Annotated in this window: 21 protein-coding genes; 13 read left to right on the top strand and 8 right to left on the bottom strand. The window is 63.7% G+C overall.

The window, feature by feature from the left end:
- Positions 1-16: 16 nt before the first annotated feature.
- Positions 17-1,696 carry a nitrite/sulfite reductase gene (locus PDMSB3_RS03990; RefSeq protein WP_165184916.1) on the bottom strand — a complete coding sequence of 560 codons (1,680 nt, stop codon included), beginning with the start codon at positions 1,694-1,696 and terminating at the stop codon, positions 17-19.
- A gap of 219 nt (positions 1,697-1,915) precedes the next feature.
- Between PDMSB3_RS03990 and PDMSB3_RS03985 the strand changes: the two genes are divergently transcribed.
- The 3 genes from PDMSB3_RS03985 (at position 1,916) to PDMSB3_RS03975 (ending at position 4,557) form a co-directional block, all read left to right on the top strand.
- Positions 1,916-2,857 (top strand): CysB family HTH-type transcriptional regulator, encoded by a 942-nt coding sequence (locus PDMSB3_RS03985; protein ID WP_091796464.1) that lies wholly within the window; start codon positions 1,916-1,918, stop codon positions 2,855-2,857.
- A gap of 34 nt (positions 2,858-2,891) precedes the next feature.
- Positions 2,892-4,061, top strand: coding sequence for an ABC transporter substrate-binding protein (locus tag PDMSB3_RS03980; RefSeq protein ID WP_165184913.1), 1,170 nt, complete (start codon positions 2,892-2,894; stop codon positions 4,059-4,061).
- Between the two features lie 235 nt (positions 4,062-4,296).
- On the top strand, positions 4,297-4,557 hold the full coding sequence (locus tag PDMSB3_RS03975; protein ID WP_091796466.1) for a hypothetical protein: 261 nt from the start codon (positions 4,297-4,299) through the stop codon (positions 4,555-4,557).
- 39 nt (positions 4,558-4,596) lie between these two features.
- Here the strand turns inward: PDMSB3_RS03975 and PDMSB3_RS03970 are convergent, their stop codons facing one another.
- The 6 genes from PDMSB3_RS03970 to PDMSB3_RS03945 form a co-directional block, all read right to left on the bottom strand.
- Positions 4,597-5,748 carry a Gfo/Idh/MocA family protein gene (locus tag PDMSB3_RS03970; RefSeq protein ID WP_165184911.1) on the bottom strand — a complete coding sequence of 384 codons (1,152 nt, stop codon included), beginning with the start codon at positions 5,746-5,748 and terminating at the stop codon, positions 4,597-4,599.
- Positions 5,749-5,780: 32 nt separating this feature from the next.
- On the bottom strand, positions 5,781-6,830 hold the full coding sequence (locus PDMSB3_RS03965) for a sugar phosphate isomerase/epimerase family protein (RefSeq protein ID WP_165184908.1): 1,050 nt from the start codon (positions 6,828-6,830) through the stop codon (positions 5,781-5,783).
- A gap of 88 nt (positions 6,831-6,918) precedes the next feature.
- The gene (locus tag PDMSB3_RS03960) at positions 6,919-7,881 is read right to left on the bottom strand and encodes a substrate-binding domain-containing protein (protein WP_165184905.1); all 963 of its coding nucleotides are present in this window, start codon (positions 7,879-7,881) and stop codon (positions 6,919-6,921) included.
- Positions 7,882-7,968: 87 nt separating this feature from the next.
- Positions 7,969-8,982 carry an ABC transporter permease gene (locus PDMSB3_RS03955; RefSeq protein WP_165184902.1) on the bottom strand — a complete coding sequence of 338 codons (1,014 nt, stop codon included), beginning with the start codon at positions 8,980-8,982 and terminating at the stop codon, positions 7,969-7,971.
- Positions 8,963-10,450, bottom strand: coding sequence for a sugar ABC transporter ATP-binding protein (locus tag PDMSB3_RS03950; RefSeq protein WP_165184900.1), 1,488 nt, complete (start codon positions 10,448-10,450; stop codon positions 8,963-8,965). Before PDMSB3_RS03950 ends, PDMSB3_RS03955 begins: the two co-directional genes overlap by 20 nt.
- A 3-nt stretch (positions 10,451-10,453) precedes the next feature.
- On the bottom strand, positions 10,454-11,533 hold the full coding sequence (locus PDMSB3_RS03945) for a LacI family DNA-binding transcriptional regulator (protein ID WP_165184897.1): 1,080 nt from the start codon (positions 11,531-11,533) through the stop codon (positions 10,454-10,456).
- 287 nt (positions 11,534-11,820) lie between these two features.
- On the opposite strand from PDMSB3_RS03945, the gene PDMSB3_RS03940 reads away from it, so the two are divergent.
- The 5 genes from PDMSB3_RS03940 to PDMSB3_RS03920 all read left to right on the top strand — a co-directional run bounded on the left by PDMSB3_RS03940 (position 11,821) and on the right by PDMSB3_RS03920 (position 15,538).
- Complete coding sequence (locus tag PDMSB3_RS03940; protein ID WP_165184894.1) at positions 11,821-12,474, top strand: protein-L-isoaspartate O-methyltransferase family protein; 654 nt, start codon at positions 11,821-11,823, stop codon at positions 12,472-12,474.
- A gap of 65 nt (positions 12,475-12,539) precedes the next feature.
- A complete protein-coding gene (locus PDMSB3_RS03935) occupies positions 12,540-12,863 on the top strand; it encodes a rhodanese-like domain-containing protein (protein ID WP_165184891.1) in 324 nt (107 codons plus the stop codon).
- Between the two features lie 245 nt (positions 12,864-13,108).
- Positions 13,109-13,576: a DUF2844 domain-containing protein gene (locus PDMSB3_RS03930; protein WP_165184889.1), complete on the top strand. Its 468-nt coding sequence runs from the start codon at positions 13,109-13,111 to the stop codon at positions 13,574-13,576.
- 15 nt (positions 13,577-13,591) lie between these two features.
- Positions 13,592-14,944, top strand: coding sequence for a DUF3443 domain-containing protein (locus PDMSB3_RS03925; RefSeq protein ID WP_165184886.1), 1,353 nt, complete (start codon positions 13,592-13,594; stop codon positions 14,942-14,944).
- 144 nt (positions 14,945-15,088) lie between these two features.
- Positions 15,089-15,538: a DUF2844 domain-containing protein gene (locus PDMSB3_RS03920; protein WP_165184883.1), complete on the top strand. Its 450-nt coding sequence runs from the start codon at positions 15,089-15,091 to the stop codon at positions 15,536-15,538.
- 165 nt (positions 15,539-15,703) lie between these two features.
- On the opposite strand, the gene PDMSB3_RS38160 is transcribed toward PDMSB3_RS03920, so the two are convergent.
- Positions 15,704-15,862: a hypothetical protein gene (locus PDMSB3_RS38160; protein ID WP_268738018.1), complete on the bottom strand. Its 159-nt coding sequence runs from the start codon at positions 15,860-15,862 to the stop codon at positions 15,704-15,706.
- Between PDMSB3_RS38160 and PDMSB3_RS03915 the strand changes: the two genes are divergently transcribed.
- From PDMSB3_RS03915 to urtD, 5 genes are all read left to right on the top strand, one after another.
- On the top strand, positions 15,802-17,148 hold the full coding sequence (locus PDMSB3_RS03915; protein WP_268738013.1) for a DUF3443 domain-containing protein: 1,347 nt from the start codon (positions 15,802-15,804) through the stop codon (positions 17,146-17,148). The genes PDMSB3_RS38160 and PDMSB3_RS03915 overlap by 61 nt on opposite strands.
- A gap of 389 nt (positions 17,149-17,537) precedes the next feature.
- Positions 17,538-18,836 carry an urea ABC transporter substrate-binding protein gene (gene urtA / locus PDMSB3_RS03910; protein WP_165184877.1) on the top strand — a complete coding sequence of 433 codons (1,299 nt, stop codon included), beginning with the start codon at positions 17,538-17,540 and terminating at the stop codon, positions 18,834-18,836.
- Between the two features lie 209 nt (positions 18,837-19,045).
- Complete coding sequence (urtB, locus tag PDMSB3_RS03905) at positions 19,046-20,704, top strand: urea ABC transporter permease subunit UrtB (RefSeq protein WP_165184874.1); 1,659 nt, start codon at positions 19,046-19,048, stop codon at positions 20,702-20,704.
- Between the two features lies 1 nt (position 20,705).
- Complete coding sequence (urtC, locus tag PDMSB3_RS03900; protein WP_165184871.1) at positions 20,706-21,887, top strand: urea ABC transporter permease subunit UrtC; 1,182 nt, start codon at positions 20,706-20,708, stop codon at positions 21,885-21,887.
- Complete coding sequence (gene urtD, locus PDMSB3_RS03895; protein WP_165184868.1) at positions 21,884-22,747, top strand: urea ABC transporter ATP-binding protein UrtD; 864 nt, start codon at positions 21,884-21,886, stop codon at positions 22,745-22,747. Before urtC ends, urtD begins: the two co-directional genes overlap by 4 nt.
- The last annotated feature ends 22 nt before the right edge of the window (positions 22,748-22,769 follow it).

The raw sequence follows: 22,769 nt of genomic DNA, 5'->3' as shown, positions 1-22,769 counted from the left end.
AGTATCCTTTTCGCGGTTACGCGTGAGCCGGTTGACGCGAGGCGTACACACGTTCCTTGAACGGGGTGATGCCGATGCGGTTATACGTTTCGATGAAGCGTTCGCCTTCGTGACGGTTTTCCACGAAGGTATCGATCACCTTGCTCATCACGTCCGGCATTTCTTCCGCCGAGAACGACGGGCCGATCACGCGGCCGAGGTGCGCGCCGGTAGCGCCCGAGCCCTGTTCGCCGCCGAGCGTCACCTGATACCACTCCGAGCCGTCCTTATCGACGCCCAGAATGCCGATGTTGCCGATGTGGTGGTGACCGCACGCATTGATACAGCCCGAGATGTTCAGCGAGACGTCGCCCAGGTCGTACACGTAGTCCAGATCGTTGAAACGCTCCTGGATGGCGAGCGCGATCGGAATCGACTTCGCATTCGCGAGCGAGCAGAAGTCGCCGCCCGGGCACGCGATGATGTCGGTCAGCAAGCCGATGTTCGGCGTCGCGAAACCTGCCGCTTTGGCCTTTTCCCACAGCGCGAACAGGTCGCGCTTCTTGACGTTGGCGAGAATCAGGTTCTGTTCGTGCGAAACGCGGACTTCGCCGAGCGAGTACTCGTCGGCCCAATCGGCGACCGCTTCCATCTGCGCGTCCGTTGCATCGCCGGGGGCGATCGTGGTCGGCTTCAAAGACAAGGTCACCGATGAGTAGCCCGACACCTTGTGCGGACGCACGTTACGCTCGACCCAACGGGCGAACGCGCGGTTTTCCAGCAGATGCTTTTCATAAGAAGCGTCCGTATCCGCGAGCTTTTCGTAGACCGGCGGCTGGAAGTATTGCGACACGCGATCCACTTCGGCTTGCGTGAGCGTCGAAGGACCGTCCTTCAGGTGCTGCCATTCTTCTTCGACTTGCGCCGAGAATTTCTCCGGGCTCAACGCCTTCACGAGAATCTTGATCCGCGCCTTGTACATGTTGTCGCGGCGGCCGTAGCGGTTATACACACGCAGCACGGCTTCGCAGTACGTCAGCAGATGTTGCCACGGCAGATCCTTGCGGATGATCGCGCCGATGATCGGCGTGCGGCCCATGCCGCCGCCGGCCAGAATGTCGACCACCAGTTCGCCCTGCTCGTTCTTCTTCAGATACACGCCCATGTCGTGAATCTGCACGGCAGCGCGGTCTTCTTTCGAACCGGACACGGCGATCTTGAACTTGCGCGGCAGCCACGCGAATTCGGGGTGGAACGTCGACCATTGACGCAGGATTTCGGCCCACGGACGCGGATCGACCACTTCATCCGGCGCCACGCCGGCGAACTGGTCGGCGGTGATGTTGCGGATACAGTTGCCCGAGGTCTGGATGCCGTGCATCTGCACCGCGGCGAGCTTGCGCAGGATTTCCGGCGTTTCTTCGAGCTTGATCCAGTTGTACTGGATGTTCGAGCGCGTCGAGAAGTGGCCGTAACCGCGGTCATGCTCGCGCGCGATCTGCGCAAGCACGCGCATCTGGTCGCTGCGCAGGTTGCCGTAAGGAATCGCGATGCGGTGCATGTACGCGTGACGCTGCATATACAGGCCGTTCTGCAGACGCAGCGGACGAAACTCCTCTTCGCTCAATTCGCCCGACAAACGGCGGCGAACCTGATCGGCGTACTGCGCGACCCGTTCATCGACGATGGTCTGGTCGTACTGATCGTATTGGTACATTCGGGGACCCCAATTTTTGCAGTGATACGCAGCGGTCCGGTTCCGCCACGCCTTGAATACCTCTCTTTGTCAGCAGCCGCAGATGAACGTTTAGACCCATCGCTCATTTGCTTATGACAAATACAGATATCCATATTGAAAAAGATGGACAGATCGTAATAAACTCGCCTTATATTTCAAACGACTAAAAAATTCTTTTGATATGCGGAGGGGTTATATATGAACCTACACCAGTTCCGCTTCGTCCGTGAGGCAGTGCGGCAGAATTTCAACCTGACAGAAGCCGCGAAAGCCCTGTTTACAAGCCAGCCAGGCGTTTCGAAGGCGATCATCGAGCTGGAGGACGAGCTCGGCGTCGAAATCTTCACACGACACGGCAAGCGGGTGCGCTCGCTGACCGAGCCGGGGCGCATCATTCTTCAGTCGGTTGAGAAGATTCTGCAGGAAGTCGAGAGCCTCAAACGGGTCGGTAAAGATTACGCGGCGCAGGATCAGGGCAATCTGGTGATCGCCGCCACCCACACCCAGGCGCGCTACTCGCTGCCCGCTGCGATCGCCGAATTCAAGAAGCGCTTTCCCAAGGTCCACCTTTCGATTCTGCAAGGCAGCCCGACTCAGGTCGCCGAAATGGTGATCCACGACCAGGCCGACCTCTGCATCGCCACCGAGGCGATCTCCAACTATAAGGAGCTGGTCTCGCTGCCGTGCTTCCAGTGGCACCACGTGGCCGTCATGCAACCGGATCATCCGCTGCTCGACCGCAAACTTTTGTCGCTGGATGATCTGACCCAGTATCCGCTGATCACCTACGACAACGCGTTCGCCGGCCGCACCAAGATCAACGAGGCGTTCCGCCTGCGCGGTCTGCATCCGGATATCGTGCTGGAGGCAATCGACGCCGACGTAATCAAGACCTACGTGGAACTGGGCCTTGGTGTCGGCATCATGGCGGATATCGCGTTCAACGCCGAGCGCGACCGTCATCTGCGCGCCATGCCGGTCGGCCACCTGTTCGGCAGCAACGTGACGCGGGTCGCGCTGAAACAGGGTGCTTATTTGCGCAGCTATGTGTACACGCTCGTCGAACTGCTGTCGCCGAGCATGAACCGCAAGCTGATCGAGCAGGCGCTCAAGGGCGAACACGAAACCTACGAACTTTGATATCACCACCGCTTCTTGCTACGGAGACCCTTCGATGACGTCGTATAAGAAAAGAATCAGCGGCCTCGCCGCCGCTTTTGGTTTGAGCACGCTCCTGCTCGCCACCGCTGCACACGCCGACATCAAGGTCGGCATCGACCTGTCGAGCACCGGCCCGGCGGCCGTGATCGGCATCACCAGCAAGAACGCGATGCTGATGTGGCCCGCCACCATCGCCGGCCAGAAGGCCGACTACATTTTCCTCGACGACGCCTCCGACCCCGGCGCCGCCGTGCGCAACATCCGCAAGCTGATCAACGAAGACCACGTGGACGTGATCGTCGGCCCGAACATCACGCCGGCGGCCATGGCCGCGCTCGATCCGGTCGCCGAAAGCCAGACGCCGATGATCACACTGATCGGCTCGGCAAGCGTGGTCGAGCCGCAGGAAGGCAAGAAGGTATGGGCCTACAAGATGGCGCAGACCGACAGCGCGATGGCCGACGTGATGACGCGCTACATGTCGAACCACAACGTGAAGACGGTGGGTTTTATCGGTTTCGCGGATGGCTACGGTGAAAGCTGGCTCAACGAGTTCAGCAAGTTCGCGGCGCTGCGCCATATTCAACTGGTGGCAACGGAGCGCTATAACCGCACCGACGCGAGCGTGACCGGCCAGATTCTGAAACTGATGGCCGCCAAGCCCGACGCGATCCTGATCGCGGGCGCCGGCACGCCGACGGTGCTGCCGCAACGCACGCTGATCGAGCGCGGCTTCAAAGGCCCGATCTATCAGACGCACGGCATCGCCACGCCCGAGTTCATCAAGCTGGGCGGCAAGGACGTGGAAGGCACGCTGTTCCCGACCCAGCCGGTCGTGGTGGCGCGCACGCTGCCGGCCGATCATCCGGCGAAGAAAGCGGCGCTTGCCTTCACGAACGAATACGAAGCGAAGTACGGTCCGGGTAGCGTCACGCAGTTCGCGGGGGATGCGGCCGGTGTCTATCCGCGCTTGCAGGACGCGGTGGCCCGCGCGCTGAAGACGGCGCAGCCGGGCACGCCGGCGTTCCGCACGGCGCTGCGTGACGAATTGGAACATGCTCATGAACTGGTCGTGCCGAACGGCGTGGTCAACACGAGCGCGAAGGATCATGTGGGCCTGGATCAGCGCGCGAGCGTGATGGGCACTATCAAGAACGGCAAGTTCGTCTATTTGAGCCAGTAATCGATGTAATGGAACCGCCGCCCCGGAAACTTGGCGGCCCGTGTCGGCGGCGTGATCACGTCGTCGGCACCGATACACTTGGCGGCGCCGTATACTGTGCGGAAAAGTCGGGCGGACCGGCTGCGGCGCACCTGGCGGCTGCGGCCGCAATCAGGCGGCGAGACTGGGACACCGGCGCGTGCGGCCGGGGAAGTTGCTAAAGTAGCAGTCTTTCCCCGATCAGCAGTCCCACACCATGCGCACCACCCGAGCCATCCATGCCGTCGAGCGGTTGAAAACCCGCAGCGGCAATCCGCAGTTCGCCGCGATCAGCCTGTCCGGCGGCCTGTTCTATCTGGTCGACAAATCGAGCGGCACGGACAAGAAAGTCTCCGACCCGCTGACGCTCGACGACTTCGTCAAATTCGTCGATGCGTTCGGACCGCCAAAGCCGCGCAAGGCGAGCAAGCTGGATATCGCGTTCGAAGAACAGATCAAGAAGAGCAAGGGCGGTTGAGCGGGACGACCGCTTCACGCCCTGAGCCGTATCAACGCCTCAGGCGTTTCCAATCTCGCGCCACTGTCCATCCGCCGCGCTGCTCGCGAGCATGGCCTCGATAAAGCGCAAACCCGCCACTCCGTCTTCCACCGTCGTGAGCAAGAGACTTTCGGCGGGCAATGCTCGCCCCGCGTCCAGCGCTTCGATCTGCAACGCCGCGTCTTTGTACAACTGCGCGAACGCTTCCAGATAACCTTCGGGATGCCCTGGCGGCACGCGCGTCGCATGCGCCGCGATCGCGCTCTTCACGCGCCCCCGCGTCAAGCGCTCAGCAACTCCACCCAACGGCGTGAACCACAGTTCATTGGGATGCTCCTGATCGAACGCCAGACCGGCCTTCGTTCCATAGACCCTCAAACGCAATGCGTTTTCCGCGCCGCTCGCCACCTGGCTCGCCCATAACATCCCGCGCGCGCCGTTCGAATAGCGCAGCATGGCCTGCACGTGATCGTCGATGCGGCGTCCCGGCACGAAGGTATGCACTTCCGCGGACAGCGCGCGCGGCGTCATGCCCGTGACGAACGCGGCAAGGTGATACGCATGCGTGCCGATATCGCCGAGACATCCCGCCGGACCCGCTAACGCCGGGTCCGTGCGCCAACCGGCCTGCTTGTTCGTGCCGCTCGTTTCGATCGGTTCCGCCAGCCAGTCCTGCGCATATTCGACCTGCACCACGCGTATCTCGCCGAGATCGCCTCGTTCGATCAGTTCGCGCGCATGACGCACCAGCGGATAGCCCGAATACGTATGCGTCAACGCGAACAACCGGTTCTTCTCGCGAGCGAGTTTCGCCAGCGCTTCGCCTTCGGCCAGCGAAATCGCCAGTGGCTTGTCGCATACGATATGGATGCCGGCTTCGAGAAACGCCGTCGCCACCGGTGCATGAAGATGATTCGGCGTGACGATCGCCACCGCGTCGATGCCGTCGTCGCGCGCGGCCTCGGCGCGCGCCATCTCGCGCCAGTCGGCATAGCTGCGCGGGATGCCGGCCTCGGCGGCGCTCGCCTGCGCGCGCTGCGGATCGGACGACAGCGCGCCCGCCGTCAGTTCGAAACGATCGTCGAGCCGCGCCGCGATCCGATGCACCGCACCGATGAACGCGCCCTGCCCGCCGCCGACCATCCCTAGCCTGAGCCTTCGTTGTGGCATCGTCCTCGCTCCTTTGCGTTGGCTTGCCGCCGTCAGATGCCGAGCACGCGTTTCAACTGCGCGGCGTCCACGCCGCTGCCCGCGAAATCGTCGAATGCATGCTCGGCCACGCGGATGATGTGCCGGCGAATGAATTCCGCGCCTTCGCGCGCGCCGTCGTGCGGGTGCTTCAGCGCGCACTCCCATTCGAGCACGGCCCAGCCGGGGAAATCGTATTGCGCCATCTTCGAGAAGATCGCGCCGAAATCGATCTGCCCGTCGCCGAGCGAGCGGAACCGCCCCGCACGTTCGACCCAACCGCTGTAGCCGCCGTACACGCCCTGTTTGCCGGTCGGACGAAACTCCGCGTCCTTCACATGGAACGCCTTGATGCGCTCGTGATAGATGTCGATGAACGCGAGGTAGTCGAGTTGCTGCAATACGAAATGACTCGGATCGTAGAGGATGTTGGCGCGCGCATGCTGCTTGACCGCATCGAGAAAACGCTCGAACGTCACGCCGTCGTGCAGGTCTTCGCCCGGGTGCAGTTCGTAGCACACGTCCACGCCGGCTGCGTCGAACGCGTCGAGAATCGGCGTCCAGCGGCGCGCGAGTTCGTCGAACGCGGCTTCCACGAGGCCTGCCGGGCGCTGCGGCCACGGGTACAGATACGGCCACGCCAGCGCCCCGGAAAACGACACGTGCGTGCTCAAGCCCAAACGCTGCGAAGCCTTCGCCGCGAGCTTCATCTGCTCGATCGCCCACTGCGTGCGCGCGGCCGGGTCGCCTCGTACCTGCGGCGCGGCAAAGCCGTCGAACAATGCGTCATAGGCCGGATGCACGGCGACAAGCTGTCCTTGCAGATGCGTCGACAATTCGGTGATCGTCACGCCGGCGTCGTCCACAATCTCGCGCAACTCGTCGCAATAGGTCTGGCTCGACGCCGCCTGTTCGAGATCGATCAGGTGGCTGTCGCACGGCACCTGAATCCCTTTGAAGCCGAGACCCGCGGCCCATTCGGCGAGATGCGCGAGGTTGTCGAACGGCACCTCGTCGCCCATGAACTGGGCGAGAAAGATGGCTGGGCCTTTGATGGTTTTCATCGTACGGTTCCTCGAACGGGGCGCGCCCGCCGCGCCGCGGCGGCACAAGTTCCGCCTCAAGCCCGCCGGCGCGCCCCGGATGCTGGGATCAGAACGGCGAGTCCGGAAAATAGAACTGCTGCACGTTTTCCTTCGTGATCAGCACCGACGGAATGATCGTCGTGGGCGGCAGCTTCTCGCCCTTCAGGCGCGCCTCGGCGGTGAGCTTGATGGCGTCGTAGATGAACTTCGGCGAATACGATACGTCGGCCTTGATCATCGGCGCGCCGTCCATCACGTTCTTCACCATGCCCTTCGATCCCGCACCGCCGAACACGATCTTGATGTCGGTGCGCCTGGCCTGCTCGATCGCCTTGATCACGCCCACGGCCATGTCGTCGTCCGCCGCCCAGACGGCGTCGATATGCTTGAAGCGCGTCAGGTAATCCTGCATGACCTTGAACGCGTCGTCGCGATTCCAGTTCGCGTACTTCGCGTCGAGAATCTTCATCCCCGGATAGTTCTTGATCACGTTCGTGAACGCGGTCCAGCGTTCGTTGTCGAGCGTGGTCGGAATGCCGCGCAGCGCGACGATGTCGCCTTTGCCGCCCAGCTCCTTCGCCAGAAACTCGGCGGGGATCTTGCCGAACGCGGTGTTGTCGCCCGCCACGTAGGCGTCCTGCGCGCTGGTGTCGGTCAGGCCGCGATCCACCACCGTCACGTACACGCCCTTCTTCTTCACCTGCGCCACCGGTTGCGTGAGCGAGGCCGATTCGAACGGGAAGATCACGAGTGCGTTGATCTTGTTGACGGTCACGAGATCCTGCAACTGGTTCGCCTGTTCGGGCGCGCCGGCCGCGGTCCTCACGATCACTTTCAGATCGGGATGCGCTTTCTCCAGATCGGTCTTGGCTTTATTCGCCCACCAGACGATGCCGCCCGTAAAGCCGTGGTCGGCTGTTGGAATCGCGACGCCCAGCGTGACCTTTTCATCGGCGCGCGCGACATTCGCCGTACCCAGTATTCCCAACGCCAGCATGCCGGCGCCGACCGCTCGAAGAACCTGCTTCATGGTTATGTCTCCTTGTGTGAGGCGTTCGTGCGCCCCGATCTCAACTCACCGTTATTGCAGTTTGAAGCGCAATCTGAAGCTCCACCGCTACCGCCGTCCACGTTGAACGAACGCGACGAAGATAATCACCACACCCTGCACCGCCGCGTTCAGATACACGCTGATGATGCTGGTCAGATTCAGAATGTTCGCGATCACCGACAGCAGGATCGCGCCGATCACCGTGCCGATCACGCGGCCTTCGCCGCCCTTGAGCGCCGTGCCGCCGACCACCACCGACGCGATCGCCTCGAGCTCCCACAGCAAACCGGTCGTCGGCGTGGCGGACCCGAGCCGCGGCACATACAGGACCGTGGCGACGCCCACGCAAATGCCGAGCAGCACGTAGGTGACGATCTTCACGGTATCGACGCGAATCGCCGCGTAACGCGCGACCTGTTCGTTCGAACCGATCGCCTGCACATGCCGGCCGAACGCCGTGCGGTTAAGAATCAGCGCGCCGCCCGCCGCGACCACCAGAAACACCCAGATCGGCACCGGCACGCCGAACAGACTCGCGTAATACACTGGGCCGTATAAGTCGGATAGCGAGTTATCCAAAGTCAGCGCGCCGCCGTCGGCGAGCCAGGTCAGCACCGCGCGAAAAATGCCCAGCGTACCGAGCGTGACGATGAACGGCTCGATCCGCCCTTTCGTGATCAGCAAGCCGTGCGCGCAGCCGAACAACCCGCCGAGCACGAGCGCGAACACGATGCCGAGCGTGAGGATCAGCAAAGGCGCGAACGTATGGCCGTCTATGCCCGCCGCGAGCCCGTTCATCAGCCAGATCATGCTGCCCGCGATCAGCGCCGCCATCGAGCCGACCGAGAGATCGATGCCGCCCGAGATGATCACGAAAGTCATGCCGACCGCGATGATGCCGATAAACGACGTGCGCGTGAGCACGTTCATCATGTTGTCGAGCGTGGCGAAATCGCGGTTGAGCAGCGTGCCGACAATGCACAGCGCGATCAGTCCAACCAGCGGACCGAGCGCATACAACCGATGCGCGAAGCGCAACGCGCGGCCGGATTGGACGGCTTCAGTGGGTGCCGGTCGCATGGGCGATCAACTCCTCTTCGGTCAGATGCTCGAGCGTCAGCGTGGCTTGCAGGCGTCCCGCGCGCATCACGGCGACGCGGTGACACAAGCCGATCAGCTCGATCAGTTCGGATGAAATGACGATCACCGCGCGGCCCTGCGCGGCGAGACGATGAATCAGGAAATAGATGTCGCGTTTCGCGCCGACATCCACGCCGCGAGTCGGCTCGTCGAGCACGATCACATCGGGCTCCGGCTGCAGATACTTGGCGAGCGCGAGCTTCTGCTGATTGCCGCCGGAGAGCATGCGCGCACGGCTCGACAGATCGCCGGTGCGAATGCCGAATTCGCTCACGGCTTTGGTCAACGCGGCACGCCCCGCTTTCATGTCGAGCAGCGGATGCGCGTAGCGTTCGAGCGTCATCAGCGTGACGTTGTCCTGCAGGCTCAGGTTCACGTGCAGGCCTTTGCCCTTGCGATCCTCGCTGAGATAGGTGAGGCCGTGGTGCATCGCGTCGCGCGGGCTTTTCAGATCGGCGGGACGGCCGGCGATCTCGATGCGGCCCGCCGTGCGTTTGCGCAGGCCGATGATCGCTTCGAACGCCTCGGTGCGGCCCGCGCCCACCAGTCCCGCGAAACCGAGCACTTCGCCGGCGCGCACGTCGAAGCTCAGGTCCTCCACCCAGTCCGGCACGACGAGGCCTTGCACCTTCAGCGCGACCGGCGCGTCGGCGGGCACGGTGATTTTCTCGGGGAACATGTCGGACACGTCGCGCCCAACCATCAGGTTCGCCATCTGCTGCCGCGAAAGTCCGGCGGTTTCGCCGCGGGCGACGAAACCGCCGTCGCGCATCACGATCACTTCGTCGGTAATGCGCTCCACTTCGTCGAGCTTGTGCGAAATGTAGATGATGGTCACGCCGTCGGCCTTCAGCTTCGCCATCAGCGTGAAAAGGCGTTCGGTTTCGGACGGCGTGAGCGTCGCCGTCGGCTCGTCCATGATGAGCAGGCGCGCGCGGCGCGACAGCGCCTTGGCGATCTCCACCATCTGCTTTTCCGCGACGATCAGTTCGCGCACCCGGGTGTCCGGCGCTTTCTCCAGACCGACCTGCGCGAGATAACGGGCGGCCTCGGTGTTCATCGCCGCATCGTCGACGAACCAGCCGCGCTTCTTTTCATGGCCGAGGTACATGTTCTGCGCGATCGTCAGATGCTCGGCGAGATTGAACTCCTGGTGAATCAGCACGATGCCCTGCGCTTCGGCATCGCGCGAACCGGTGAACTGCTGCGGCTGGCCGTCGATCAGCAAGCTGCCCGACGTGGCGGTTTCATAGCCGGCGAGGATTTTCATCAGCGTCGATTTGCCCGCGCCGTTCTCGCCGAGCAGACCGTAGATGCGTCCCGGCGCCAGTTCGAAACTCACGCCGTGCAGCACGCGCACGGGCCCGAAGTCTTTGCGGATATCGTCGAAACGGATCGCGAGACTCATGGCTCAGGCGCTCCCGCGAATCACGAGCCGATGCGGCAACAGCACGCCCGGCACGTTCGCCAACGGATTGGCGAGCCGCTGCAGCAACAGGCGCGCGGCGGTTTCGCCCAGCTCGCGCATGGGCTGAGCGATGGTGGTGAGCGGCGGATCGATCTGCGCGGCAAGCGAAATATCGTCGAAGCCGACCACCGCGATATCGTCGGGCACGCGCTTGCCGACACTGCGCAAGCCGTGGATCACGCCGATCGCGAGCGTGTCCGAAACCGCGAAGATCGCGCCTGGCGCCTGCGGCTGATTCATTAGCGTGGCCGCGGCCGAGGCGCCCGCTTCGTAATCGAGGCTGTTCAGGTTCATGCGCCAGCGTTCGTCCGGCGTGATGCCCGCTTCGGTCAGCGCATCCAGATAGCCTTGCTGACGCTGGCGCGCATACAGGTAATCGACATCGGAATTGATCAGGCCGATGCGGCGGTGCCCGCGCGCGAGCAGGTGCCTGACGGCGTCGCCGGCGGCCCGGTAGTTGTCGATCCCCACGTACGGCACGCCCATGGCCGGGTCGAATTCGCAGCACGCAACCCACGGCAGCGCACCCGAGGCCTCGCCGAGCGCCTGCTGGATGGTGGCCGGATCGAGACAGATCGCGCCGTCCGCGCGGCGGCGGCGCAGCAGATCGAAGTAGCTGCGCTCACGGCCTGGATCGGCGCCCGTGTCGCACAGCAACATGAAATAGCCGTGCTGACGCGCGACGCTGTCGATGCCGCGCACGATCTCCGCGTAAAACGGGTTGCCCACGTCCGGAACCATGGTCAGCAGCAGGCGGCTCTCCGCCGTGCGCAGGTTGCGCGCGAGTTCGTTGACGCGGTAGCCGCTGGCGTCGATCGCGGCGAGCACCTTGTCGCGCGTGGCGGGCCGCACGTTCTCGTGGCCGTTCAGCACGCGCGACACGGTGGCCACCGAAACGCCCGCCTGCTCGGCCACACCGGCAATCGACATGCCGTCGGCCGCGCCGCGCAACGGCTTGACGCCGGGCTGGGGATGCGCCACGGGCACCGCTGCCGGAGCCTTCCTGGACGACGATCTGGACAAGTGAGCTCACCTCGAAAATGTAATCGATTACATTCTTGAGCGATCGACGCGCGAAGCGCAAGGGCCGATCGCTAGGGATTAACACGGGGGCCGGCGAAGCCTGTAGGGGCGCCGCGACGCCGCGCTCCGGTGTCGGGCGGCGCCCTGCCCGCCACAGCGCGGATCGTGACAGTCATTTGGTACAATCCCGCAGTTACCCTGACGTGCCTTGCGTGCCGAGTTGTCTTGCGAGGCCGGCGGTCAGTGGCACATCGCAAAACTCGCCAAACCACAGAGCCGAATCCACCATGAACATCGAGCAAGCGCGTTTCAACATGATCGAACAGCAGATCCGCCCCTGGGAAGTGCTCGACCAGGACGTGCTGAATCTGTTGTCGATCGTCAAGCGTGAAAACTTCGTCCCCGCCGTCTATCGCGACCTGGCCTTCGTCGACTTCGAAGTGCCGCTGCCGGCCGGCCAGCACATGCTGGCGCCGCGCGTCGAAGCGCGCGTGCTGCAGGAACTGGCGGTGAAGAAACACGAAAGCGTGCTCGAAATCGGCGCGGGCTCGGGTTACATGGCCGCGTTGCTCGCGCACCGCGCGCAGCACGTGCTGACGGTCGACATCGAACCGGAACTGGCGGAACTGGCAAAAACCAACCTGATCGCCAATGGCGTGCTGAACGCCGAAGTCGCCACCGGCGACGCTTCCCGCGGCTGGCCCGCCGCCGCGCCGTACGACGTGATCTGCGTGTCGGGCGGCCTGCCGGTGCTGCCGCAGGAAATGCTCGATCACCTGAAGATCGGCGGCCGTCTGGCGGCGTTCGTCGGCACCGCGCCGGTCATGAAGGCGCAGATCATCACGCGTATCGACGAAAAGCAGTACCGCATTGCCGACGTGTTCGAAACGTATGTCGAGCCGCTCATCAACGCCGTGCAGCCGTCGCGTTTCAAGTTCTGATTGGCGCGCTGACCCGGACGGCGGGCCTGCCCGCCGTCTTCTGAATTGAACCGGATGTCCTCCTGATGCAAAACCTGACCGCTCCGGCGCTCGCCGAATGGCTCGCCGACACTTCGCGTCCCGCGCCCGTCCTGCTCGACGTGCGCGAGCCGTGGGAAATTCAGACGGCGGCCATCGCCGGCGCCGTGTCGATCCCGATGCGTGAGATTCCCGCGCGCAGCGAAGAACTCGACGACGACGCACAAATCGTTTGTGTGTGCCACCACGGCGCGCGCAGCGCTCAGGTCGCGATGTTCCTCGAGTCGCGCGGCCACACCAACGTGTTCAATCTGCAAGGCGGAATCGACGCATGGTCGCGTCAGGTCGATCCGTCGGTGCCGACCTACTGATTATTCAGTCGCAGTGAAGTGGAGCGGCCGTCGTCGACGGCCGCTCTGATGCTTGCTTGCATGCGCCACGCGCTATGCGCGCAGGCCACCAGTCCTTTCCCCGCTTCTCCCGCTTGCTCCCTCCGGCATACAGCTAACGTCACGCTTTCATTGCGCCGCTTCACGCATTCACTTCAGAAATTTCATACGGTTTCCTGAGCATCGCGCAGGCAACATGCTTCGACCTTTTTTAGGGAAGCAATGTGATGAGATTTTCGAAGATCGCGATGCTGGCCGCAACCTTGTTGCCGCTTTCGTCGTATGCAACGCTGGGGGGCGCACCGGGCGCGGGCACATCCTCTCCGGCCATACTGCGCGCCGTATCGCCATCCGCCGTCGCGACACCCGTTCAGCCGGCGAACGCAGCGCCCTACTCCCTGCACCAGTCGATCGACGCCAACGGCGTCACCCTTCGCGAATACGTACTGCCCGGCAATGTCGTGTTCGCGGTCTCGTGGGATGGGCCGATCCGTCCTGATATGACTGCGCTGCTCGGCAGCTATTTCCCCAACTTCGTCAACGCCGCGCAAAGCCACGCGCGCGGCACGGGGCCGCTGGTCGGCGGCAACGACGATTTCCGCATCGAGTCCTCAGGCCGATTGGGACGCTTCAGCGGCATGGCCTGGCTGCCTCGCCTGATGCCCGCCGGCGTACGTCCGGGCGATCTGCAATAAGGCATGCGTCGAGCTATGAAAAAACACAACATGAACACATCGAAGAAGACGCTCTGGCTCGCGGCGGCCATTGCGGGAATTGCGCTTTCCGCATGCGGCGGCGGCGGAAACGCAAGCGGCAATCAGGGCGGCAACTCGATTGGCTGGAACGCCTCGCCTGACTGGATCAGCCCGCCCGGCGGCTCCGGCAGTTCAAGCAACTCCAGTAACTCGGGCAATTCAACGCCGCCGGCTACCGGCGACAACACGGTGCCGGTTCGCGTCGATGCATCGACGGGCAACGTCAACCGGCTTTTCGCATCGGTCACGGTCTGCGCGCCGGGGGCGCCGGGCGCACAGGACGCGGGCCAGTGCGTCACGGTCGACAAGATGCTGATCGATACCGGCTCAACGGGCGTGCGCATCGCAGCCCGCGTCCTACCCACGCTGGCGCCTCTGTTGCTCACGCAAGCCGGCGCAGTCGACGATCCGGTCGGCTCGGCGCCGATTGTCGAATGCATGCCGTTTGCTTCGGGTTTCACGTGGGGTTCGGTCAAACGCGCGGACATCACGATCGGCAGCAAGACGGCGAGCAATATTCCGATCCAGTTGTATTCCGACGGCGCGTTCTCCACGCCTGACGATTGCGTTGCACACGGCGGCGGAGACCTGGGCGCCGCTCTGGAAGGCTCGGGCATTAACGGCATTCTCGGCATCGACAACTTCACGAGCGATTCCGCGGACGCCATAACCACCGCGATCCCCGGCAACTACTACTATTGTCCGTCGCAAAACCGTTGCATCAGCACGCGCATGCAGGCAAGCCAGGAAGTCATGAACCCGGTTGCCGGATTCGCCAGGGACAACAACGGCACGGTCATCCGCCTGCCCGCTGTGCCGGCCGCCGGCCAGGCAAACGTTTCGGGCCTGTTGGTGTTCGGCATCGGCACGCAACCGAACAATGCGTTGCCGGCCAATGCTACCGTCGTTGCAGTGGACAAATACGGCACGTTCACGACGCAGTACCAAGGGCGTGTGTTCAACCGCAGCGCGATCGACAGCGGCACCATGAGCTACGCTTTCCCGGATACCACGATTCCCGTCTCCGCCGCCGGCTTATATACGCCGACGAGCACGTTGAATCTGACCGCGACGATCGACCCCACCAACGGAAAAAGCGCGCCGCTGCAGATGCCATTCTCCGTCGGCAACGCCACCAGCCTCATGGCAGGCGGTTACGCCGCGTTCAACAACATCGGCCAGTACTTCTCGAGCAGCCACAACAATATGTTCCTGTGGGGGCTGCCGTTCTTCTATGGCCGCGACGTCTACACCGTGATTGGAAACGCGAAGATCGGCAACGAGACCGGACCGTTCGTTGCGTTCTGAAGATTGAATTTCTAGCCGGCACACGAGGCGCCGCCCTGCCGCGGCGTCTCCTCACGCCATTTCCGGTTTTCCATTCAGACTTTTCCGGCAATCCCAATAACGTCCCGCTGGCACCATGCTCCGACCTGTTTCTGGAGCAATGTGATGAATTTTGCGAAGGTCGCGCTGGCCGCTGCGGCATTGGTGCCGCTCGCGTCATATGCGGCGTTGGGCGGTGCGCCGGTTGCTGGCTCGGCGCCGCAACCGTTGCTCCGCGCGGCAACCTCTAACGCCGCTTCCACTGCCGTGGCTTACACCGTGCGCATGTCGCGTGACGCCAATGGCGTGACAGTGCGCGAATACGTGCTGCCGGCGAACGTCGTATTTGCTGTCACGTGGGACGGACCGGTACGGCCGGATATGAGCGCGCTGCTCGGCAGCTATTTCCCCAACGCGGTTGCTGCCAGCGCGGCGCGGGCTCGCGGCACGGGTCCGTTGATCGAGCGCAACGGCGACTTCCAGATCGAGTCGGCAGGCGCACCGGGGCACGCCTCCGGCAAAGCGTTCCTGCCGCGCCTCGTCCCCGCGAATGTTCGCGTGGAAGATCTGCAATGAAGCGGCGGGGCAACACACGCATGACAAGAAACATGAAGACATTCAACCACTCCCTTTGCTTCGCGATCCTGAGTGCCAGTGTGGTTCTGTCCGCCTGCGGTGGTGGCGGTGGTGGGGACAACGGGGATTCGAATGCGACGCAGGACAAGGGTAGCCCGGCGCCGGTTACGCCGACATCGGGTTCTGCGCCAACGCAAAATCCGACGCCCAGCCCCGCTCCGAGCCCGACGCCGACGCCGGCTTCAGGCCCGGCAGCGACACCCATGCCGAGTCCAGTTCCGACTCCGACTCCGACTCCGACTCCGACTCCAAGTCCAAGTCCAAGTCCAAGTCCAAGTCCAAGTCCAAGTCCAAGTCCAAGTCCGGTTCCAACGCCGAGTCCGGTTCCGACTCCGACTCCAAGCCCGGCGCCAACTCCGACTCCGAGTCCGAGCCCCACTCCGACTCCGACTCCGACTCCGAGCCCAACACCAACACCAACACCCACCCCCGAAGCCAACACCGTCCCAATCACCATCGAACGTTGGTCCGGCGACTACGCCAACCAGCCATACGTAACCGTCACGCTCTGCATCCCCGGTGTGCAGGGCGCAAACCAATGCGCAACGATCGACCACATGCTGGTCGACACGGGCTCGGCCGGCGTACGCGTGCTGGCGAGCGCGCTCGGTCCGGCGCTCGCGGGCCACTTGCCGGCGCAAACCGGCGCCACCGACGATCCCACCAGCGGAGCGCCGATTGCCCAATGCGCGCAGTTCGCGTCGGGTTACGCGTGGGGGCCGATCCGGCGCGCCGACGTGACGATCGGCGCCAAGGCGGCAGGCAACCTGCCGATCCAGGTCATCGGCGATAGCGCGTATGCCACGCCTGCCGACTGCGCGTCGGTGGGTCTCGGGAACATCGGCACCGTGACCGAACTCGGCGCCAACGGCGTGGTCGGCATCGGTTCCGCGGTGCGCGACTTTCCGCTCGCGGCCCAATACGCGTTGTCGGCGACTTACTACTATTGCCCGTCCACCGGCTCGTGCAAGAGCACACGCGTCCCGCTCGACACGCAGGTCATGAATCCGGTCGCCAGCTTCACTTCGGACAACAATGGCACGATCATCCGCCTGCCCGCCTTGCCGGCGGGCGGTCAGGCAAGCGCCACGGGCGAACTGGTGTTCGGCATCGGCACGCAGCAGAACAACAGGCTGCCGTCGAACGCCAACGTCATTGCGCTCGACAGCAACGGCTTCTTTACGACCACGTACAAGGGTGCGTCGTTCGTCAGAGGCGTGATGGACAGCGGCTCGAACACGAACACGTTCCAGGATCGCGCGATCCCGTTCGACTCGTGGGGACGTTACACGCCGCCGACCACGCTCAGCCTGTCCGCGATACTCAAATCCGGCAGCGGAACAACGGCGTCCGCGACCGTGCCATTCCAGGTAGCCAATACAGCCAACCTGATGAACGGCCCATACGCCGCGCATGACGATCTGGCCGTCTATACGTCGCTCTCCAGCTACTTCATCTGGGGCCTGCCGTTCTTCTTCGGCCGCGACGTGTACACCGCCTTGAACGGCGCCAGGATCGGCGCGCAAACCGGCCCCTTCGTCGCGTTCTGAGCGCGGCCACCTTGCTCGTGTGACAAACAGGCCGGCGCGCCGCAAAGCGCCGGCCTGCTTTCCCGTTCCCTCCCGCGAAAGCGCGGTGCATGCACAAAGGGGCGGCGGATATGCACCGCGGACGCCCGCTGGCGGATACGGACGCTTCGTTGCGGCGCGGCGCGCACCTGAACGAGGCGCCGCGTCCGATCCTGCACCAATTCTGCGCTGCAAGACGCATCAGCCGGCCGGCTCGCAGCCGCGCCACAGCATGCCGCACACCACCTTCTGGTCGAATTTACTGCATGGCATATGGCTTGCAGTACACAAGCGGCAAGTCATGCGGGATAAGCCCTGCTGGCTGAAATCGACGCCCATAAACAGTCACCATCAATGGCAAGGGGATATACATGAAACGTCGCAGTCTGTTGAAGTTCGGCTCAATGTCGGGCGCGCTGGCGCTTGCTGGTCAGGTTCCGTTTGCACAGGCGCAGTCGGGCAGCGGTCCGATCAAGGTGGGCGTTCTGCATTCGCTGTCGGGCACGATGGCGATCTCGGAGACCTCGCTCAAGGACACCGCGTTGATGACCATTTCGGACATCAACAAGAACGGCGGCGTGATGGGCCGTCAACTGGAGCCAGTGGTGGTCGATCCGGCGTCGAACTGGCCGCTCTTCGCCGAAAAAGCGCGTCAGCTGATCACGCAGGACAAGTGCGCCGTGGTGTTCGGCTGCTGGACCTCGGTGTCGCGCAAATCGGTGCTGCCGGTGTTCGAGGAACTGAACGGCCTGCTGTTCTACCCGGTGCAGTACGAAGGCGAAGAAATGTCGCGCAACGTGTTCTACACGGGCGCAGCGCCGAATCAACAGGCGATTCCGGCGACCGAATATCTGATGAGCGCAGAAGGCGGCGGCGCCAAGCGCTTCTTCCTGCTGGGCACCGACTATGTGTACCCCCGCACGACCAACAAGATTCTGCGCGCGTTCCTCAAGTCTAAAGGCGTCCAGGAAGCCGATATTCAGGAGGTCTATACGCCGTTCGGCCATAGCGACTACCAGACCATCGTCGCGAACATCAAGACTTTCTCGCAAGGCGGCAAGACCGCGGTGATCTCGACGGTGAACGGCGATTCGAACGTGCCGTTCTACAAGGAACTGGGCAATCAGGGGCTGAAGGCGTCGGACGTGCCGGTGGTCGCCTTCTCGGTCGGCGAGGAAGAATTGCGCGGTATCGATACGAAGCCGCTGGTCGGCAACCTGGCGGCATGGAACTACTTCATGTCGCTGCGCAACCCGGCCAACGAAAAGTTCAAGAAGCAGTGGGCCGCCTGGGTCGCGCAGAACAACCTGCCGGGCGGCACCAAGCGCGTGACCAACGACCCGATGGAAGCGACCTTCGTGGGCATCCATATGTGGAAGCAGGCAGTCGAGAAGGCCAAGAGCACGGACGTGGACAAGGTGCGCGTAGCGATGATCGGCCAGACGTTCGCGGCGCCGTCGGGCTTCACGCTCGAAATGGACGGCAATCACCACCTGCACAAGCCGGTGATGATCGGCGAAGTGCGCGCCGACGGCCAGTTCAACGTGGTGTGGCGGACCAAGACCGCGATTCGCGCGCAGCCGTGGAGCCCGTACATTGCCGGCAATTCGAGCAAGCCGGACGTGGTCAGCTCGATCCCGGCGTTCCTGAAGCGCTCGCGCGTCGCCTGACGGGATGACGGGAACGCGCGCCGCGACGGCGACTTTGGCCGTCGCGGCGCGCTGAAGCAATCCCGCGACAGGCGCGCCCACCGCGCCTGGGTTCGTGCCGTGAGCGGGCTTCCCGGCGGTACGACTTTCGCGCGCAGCAACCCGACGGCGCAGCTGCGGCGCTTGCCCACATGCCGCGCCGCCCCGCCGGTTTTCCTTCAAGGGCCACTATGGCGTCCTCATTCCTGATATCCACACGACGGTTCGCACAACGATTCGCACGACGACTGGCACCGCGCATCGGCGGCATGGCGCTCGTGCTCTTCGCCGGCGCGCCGCTGGCGGCCTTCGCACTGAGTCCCGCCGATGTGGCGCCGCTTGCCGGCGACGACTTCGATGCGAAATCCGCGGCCATCGACAAACTGATCGCCAATCACGACAAGGAGTCGATGGCGGTGCTCAAGGCCCTGTCCGAAGACAGCGCGCTCGCCACCGATTCGGGCGCCGTGCTGCTGCAGGACGGCGACACCGCGAAGGACGCGGTGACTGGCAAAACCGTCGCCGCGGGCGATGCCCAGCCGGTCACCCTAAACAATCTGCTGCGCTCGAAAGTGGCCGGCGCGCTGTCCGGCCTGCAACTCGATTCGCCGGACAGGGCGACGCGTGAAGCCGCGATCACCTCGCTGCTGCAGAACCCGGATCCGTCGATCAAACCGCTCGTCGATGCAGCCCGCGCAAAGGAAACCGATCCGGCGTTGAAGAAGCGCCTCGACACGCTGTGGGCCATGACCGCCCTGCACGACACCGACCCGGCCAAACGCCTCGAAGCCGTGCAACTGGTCGCCGCGCGGCACGACCTCGACATGAACGAACTGCTGCGTCCACTCGTCGCGAAAAAGCCGGACGGCACCTTCGTGGAAGCCGACGACCGCGTGCGCGCCGCCGCGCAAAGCGGCATCGACGAACTCGATGCGATCCAGCGCCGCAGCCAGATCGCCGGCACGCTGTTCGCGGGTCTGTCGCTCGGCAGCGTGCTGCTGCTCGCCGCGCTGGGCCTTGCCATCACCTACGGGCTGATCGGCGTGATCAACATGGCGCACGGCGAATTCCTGATGATCGGCGCGTACGCCACCTATGTGGTTCAGAACCTCTTTCAGCGCTTCGCACCCGGTGCGTTCGACTGGTATCCGCTGCTGGCGGTGCCGGCGTCGTTCGCGGCGGCGGGCCTCGTAGGCATCGTGCTCGAACGGCTGGTGCTGAAGCATCTGTATGGCCGCCCGCTCGAGACGCTGCTGACCACCTTCGGCGTGAGCCTGATTCTGATTCAGGCGACGCGCATGCTGTTCGGCGCGCAGAACGTGCAGGTGGTCAACCCGGCGTGGATGAGCGGCGGCGTGACGGTGCTGCCCAATCTGATCCTGCCGTACAACCGGCTGGCGATTCTCGCGTTCTCGCTGATCGTGGTCGGCATTGCATGGGCCGTGCTCACCAAGACGCGTCTCGGTCTCTTCGTGCGCGCCGTCACGCAGAACCGGCGCATGGCGGCCTGTGTCGGCGTGAAGACTGCAAGGGTCGATTCGTATGCGTTCGCGTTCGGCGCGGGCATCGCCGGGCTGGGCGGTTGTGCGCTCTCGCAGATCGGCAATGTCGGACCGGACCTCGGCCAGAGCTACATCATCGATTCGTTCATGGCCGTGGTGCTGGGCGGCGTCGGTCAACTGGCCGGCACGGTGATCGGCGGCTTCGGCCTCGGACTCGTCAGCAAGGCGATCGAACCGTTCTGGGGCGCGGTGCTCGCCAAGATCGCGGTGCTCGTGCTGATCGTGTTGTTCATCCAGAAGCGTCCGCAGGGCATGTTCGCCCTCAAGGGCCGTAGCGCGGAGGCATGAGATGACGTCTGCAACTTCATCGGCTCACGTCGGCGCAGGCGGCGGCGACCTGCCCGGCCGCGACGCGCAATCGGGTTTCGCGCTCGGCCTGCCGCCGCGTCCCGCGCTGCTGTCGCGGCGCGCGTGGCTCGCGCTGATCGCGTTGATCATCGTATTCGGACTGGGCGTGCCGTTCGCCACGCTGGTGGTGCCGGAGACGAGCGCGTTGCATCTGTCCGCCTACGCGATGACGATCACCGGCAAGTTCATGTGCTACGCGATTGCGGCGTTGGCACTCGACCTCGTGTGGGGTTACTGCGGCATCCTCAGCTTGGGGCACGCGCTGTTCTTCGCGCTCGGCGGCTACGCGATCGGCATGTATCTGATGCGCGCGATCGGCCACGAAGGCAAATATGGCAGCGACCTGCCGGACTTCATGGTGTTTCTCGACTGGCATCAATTGCCTTGGTACTGGCAAGGCACGCAGCATCTCGGCTATGCGCTGCTGCTGGTGGTGCTGGTGCCGGCGGTGGTCGCGTGGGTGTTCGGCTTCTTCACGTTCCGCTCGCGGGTGAAGGGCGTGTATCTGTCGATCATCACGCAGGCCATGACCTTCGCCGCGATGCTGCTGTTCTATCGCAACGAGACGGGCTTCGGCGGCAATAACGGCTTCACCGATTTCAAGCGCATCGGCGGCTTTCCGATCACGCATCCCGGCACGCGCACCGCGTTGCTGCTGATCACGTTCGCGGTACTGATTCTCGCATTCCTCGGCGCGCGGGCTATCGTCACCTCGAAGCTCGGCCGCGTCGTGACCGCGGTGCGCGACGGTGAAACGCGTTTGATGTTCCTCGGCTACAGCCCACTTGCCTACAAGCTGTTCGTGTGGACGGTATCCGCCGTGTTGTGCGGCATTGCCGGCGCGTTGTACGTGCCGCAGGTCGGCATCATCAACCCGGGCGAGATGTCGCCGGGCAACTCGATCGAAATGGCGATCTGGGTCGCCGTGGGCGGCCGCGGCACGCTGATCGGCCCGATCATCGGCGCCTTCGCGGTGAATGGCGCGAAGAGCTTCTTTACGGCGAACTTCCCTGAATACTGGCTGTTCTTTCTGGGTCTGATTTTCGTGCTGGTCCCGCTACTCCTGCCGAACGGCATCATGGGGCTGATCGAACTCATGACACGCAAGAGGAACCGCTCATGAACGAAAACCCGATGGTTCCTGATTTAGCCCTGCCGGAAGACCCCGCCGAGACTTCGTTGAGCGGCGTTGCGAGCATGGGGCACGTGGTCGTGCCCGGCGAGATCGACATCTCGCACGGCACGATCCTGTATCTGGAAGACGTGACCGTGAGCTTCGACGGTTTTCGCGCGCTGAACGCGCTGACGCTTTCGATCGAAGCGGGCGAATTGCGCTGCATCATCGGTCCGAACGGCGCCGGCAAGACGACCATGATGGACGTGATCACCGGCAAGACGGAGCCGGATTCCGGCAAGGTGTTTCTCGGCCAGTCGATCGATCTGACGCGGATGAACGAGCCGGCCATTGCGCGTGCGGGCATTGGCCGCAAGTTTCAGAAGCCCACGGTGTTCGAACAGCATCCCGTATGGGAAAACCTCGAACTGGCGATGAAGACCGACAAGGGCTGGTGGGCCTCGCTATGCGCGCGCCTGGATCGTGAGGCGCAGGCGCGCATCGAAGAGACGCTGGCGTTGATCGGCCTGGAAAGCGAAGCGCGGCGCCTCGCTGGCGAACTCTCGCACGGCCAGAAGCAACGGCTCGAAATCGGCATGCTGCTGATGCAGCAACCGGCGCTGCTGCTGCTCGACGAACCGGCTGCCGGCATGACCGACGACGAAACCATGCAGTTGGCCGAGTTGCTCAATCATCTGCGCGGCACCTGTTCGATGATGGTCGTCGAGCACGATATGGAGTTCGTGGCGGCGCTATCGGGCGAGACCGGCAAGGTGACGGTGATGGCCGAAGGGCGCGTGCTCGCCCACGGCACGCTCGACGAAGTGAAGCGCGACGAGACGGTCATCGAGTCTTATCTGGGCCGGTGAAGCGGGTCTCTCAAACGGGTCG

The organism is Paraburkholderia dioscoreae (genome assembly GCF_902459535.1).
In the GTDB taxonomy this organism is placed as follows: domain Bacteria; phylum Pseudomonadota; class Gammaproteobacteria; order Burkholderiales; family Burkholderiaceae; genus Paraburkholderia; species Paraburkholderia dioscoreae.
Note: the sequence above shows the minus strand (reverse complement) of the source record. Positions and strands in the feature narration are given on the sequence as shown.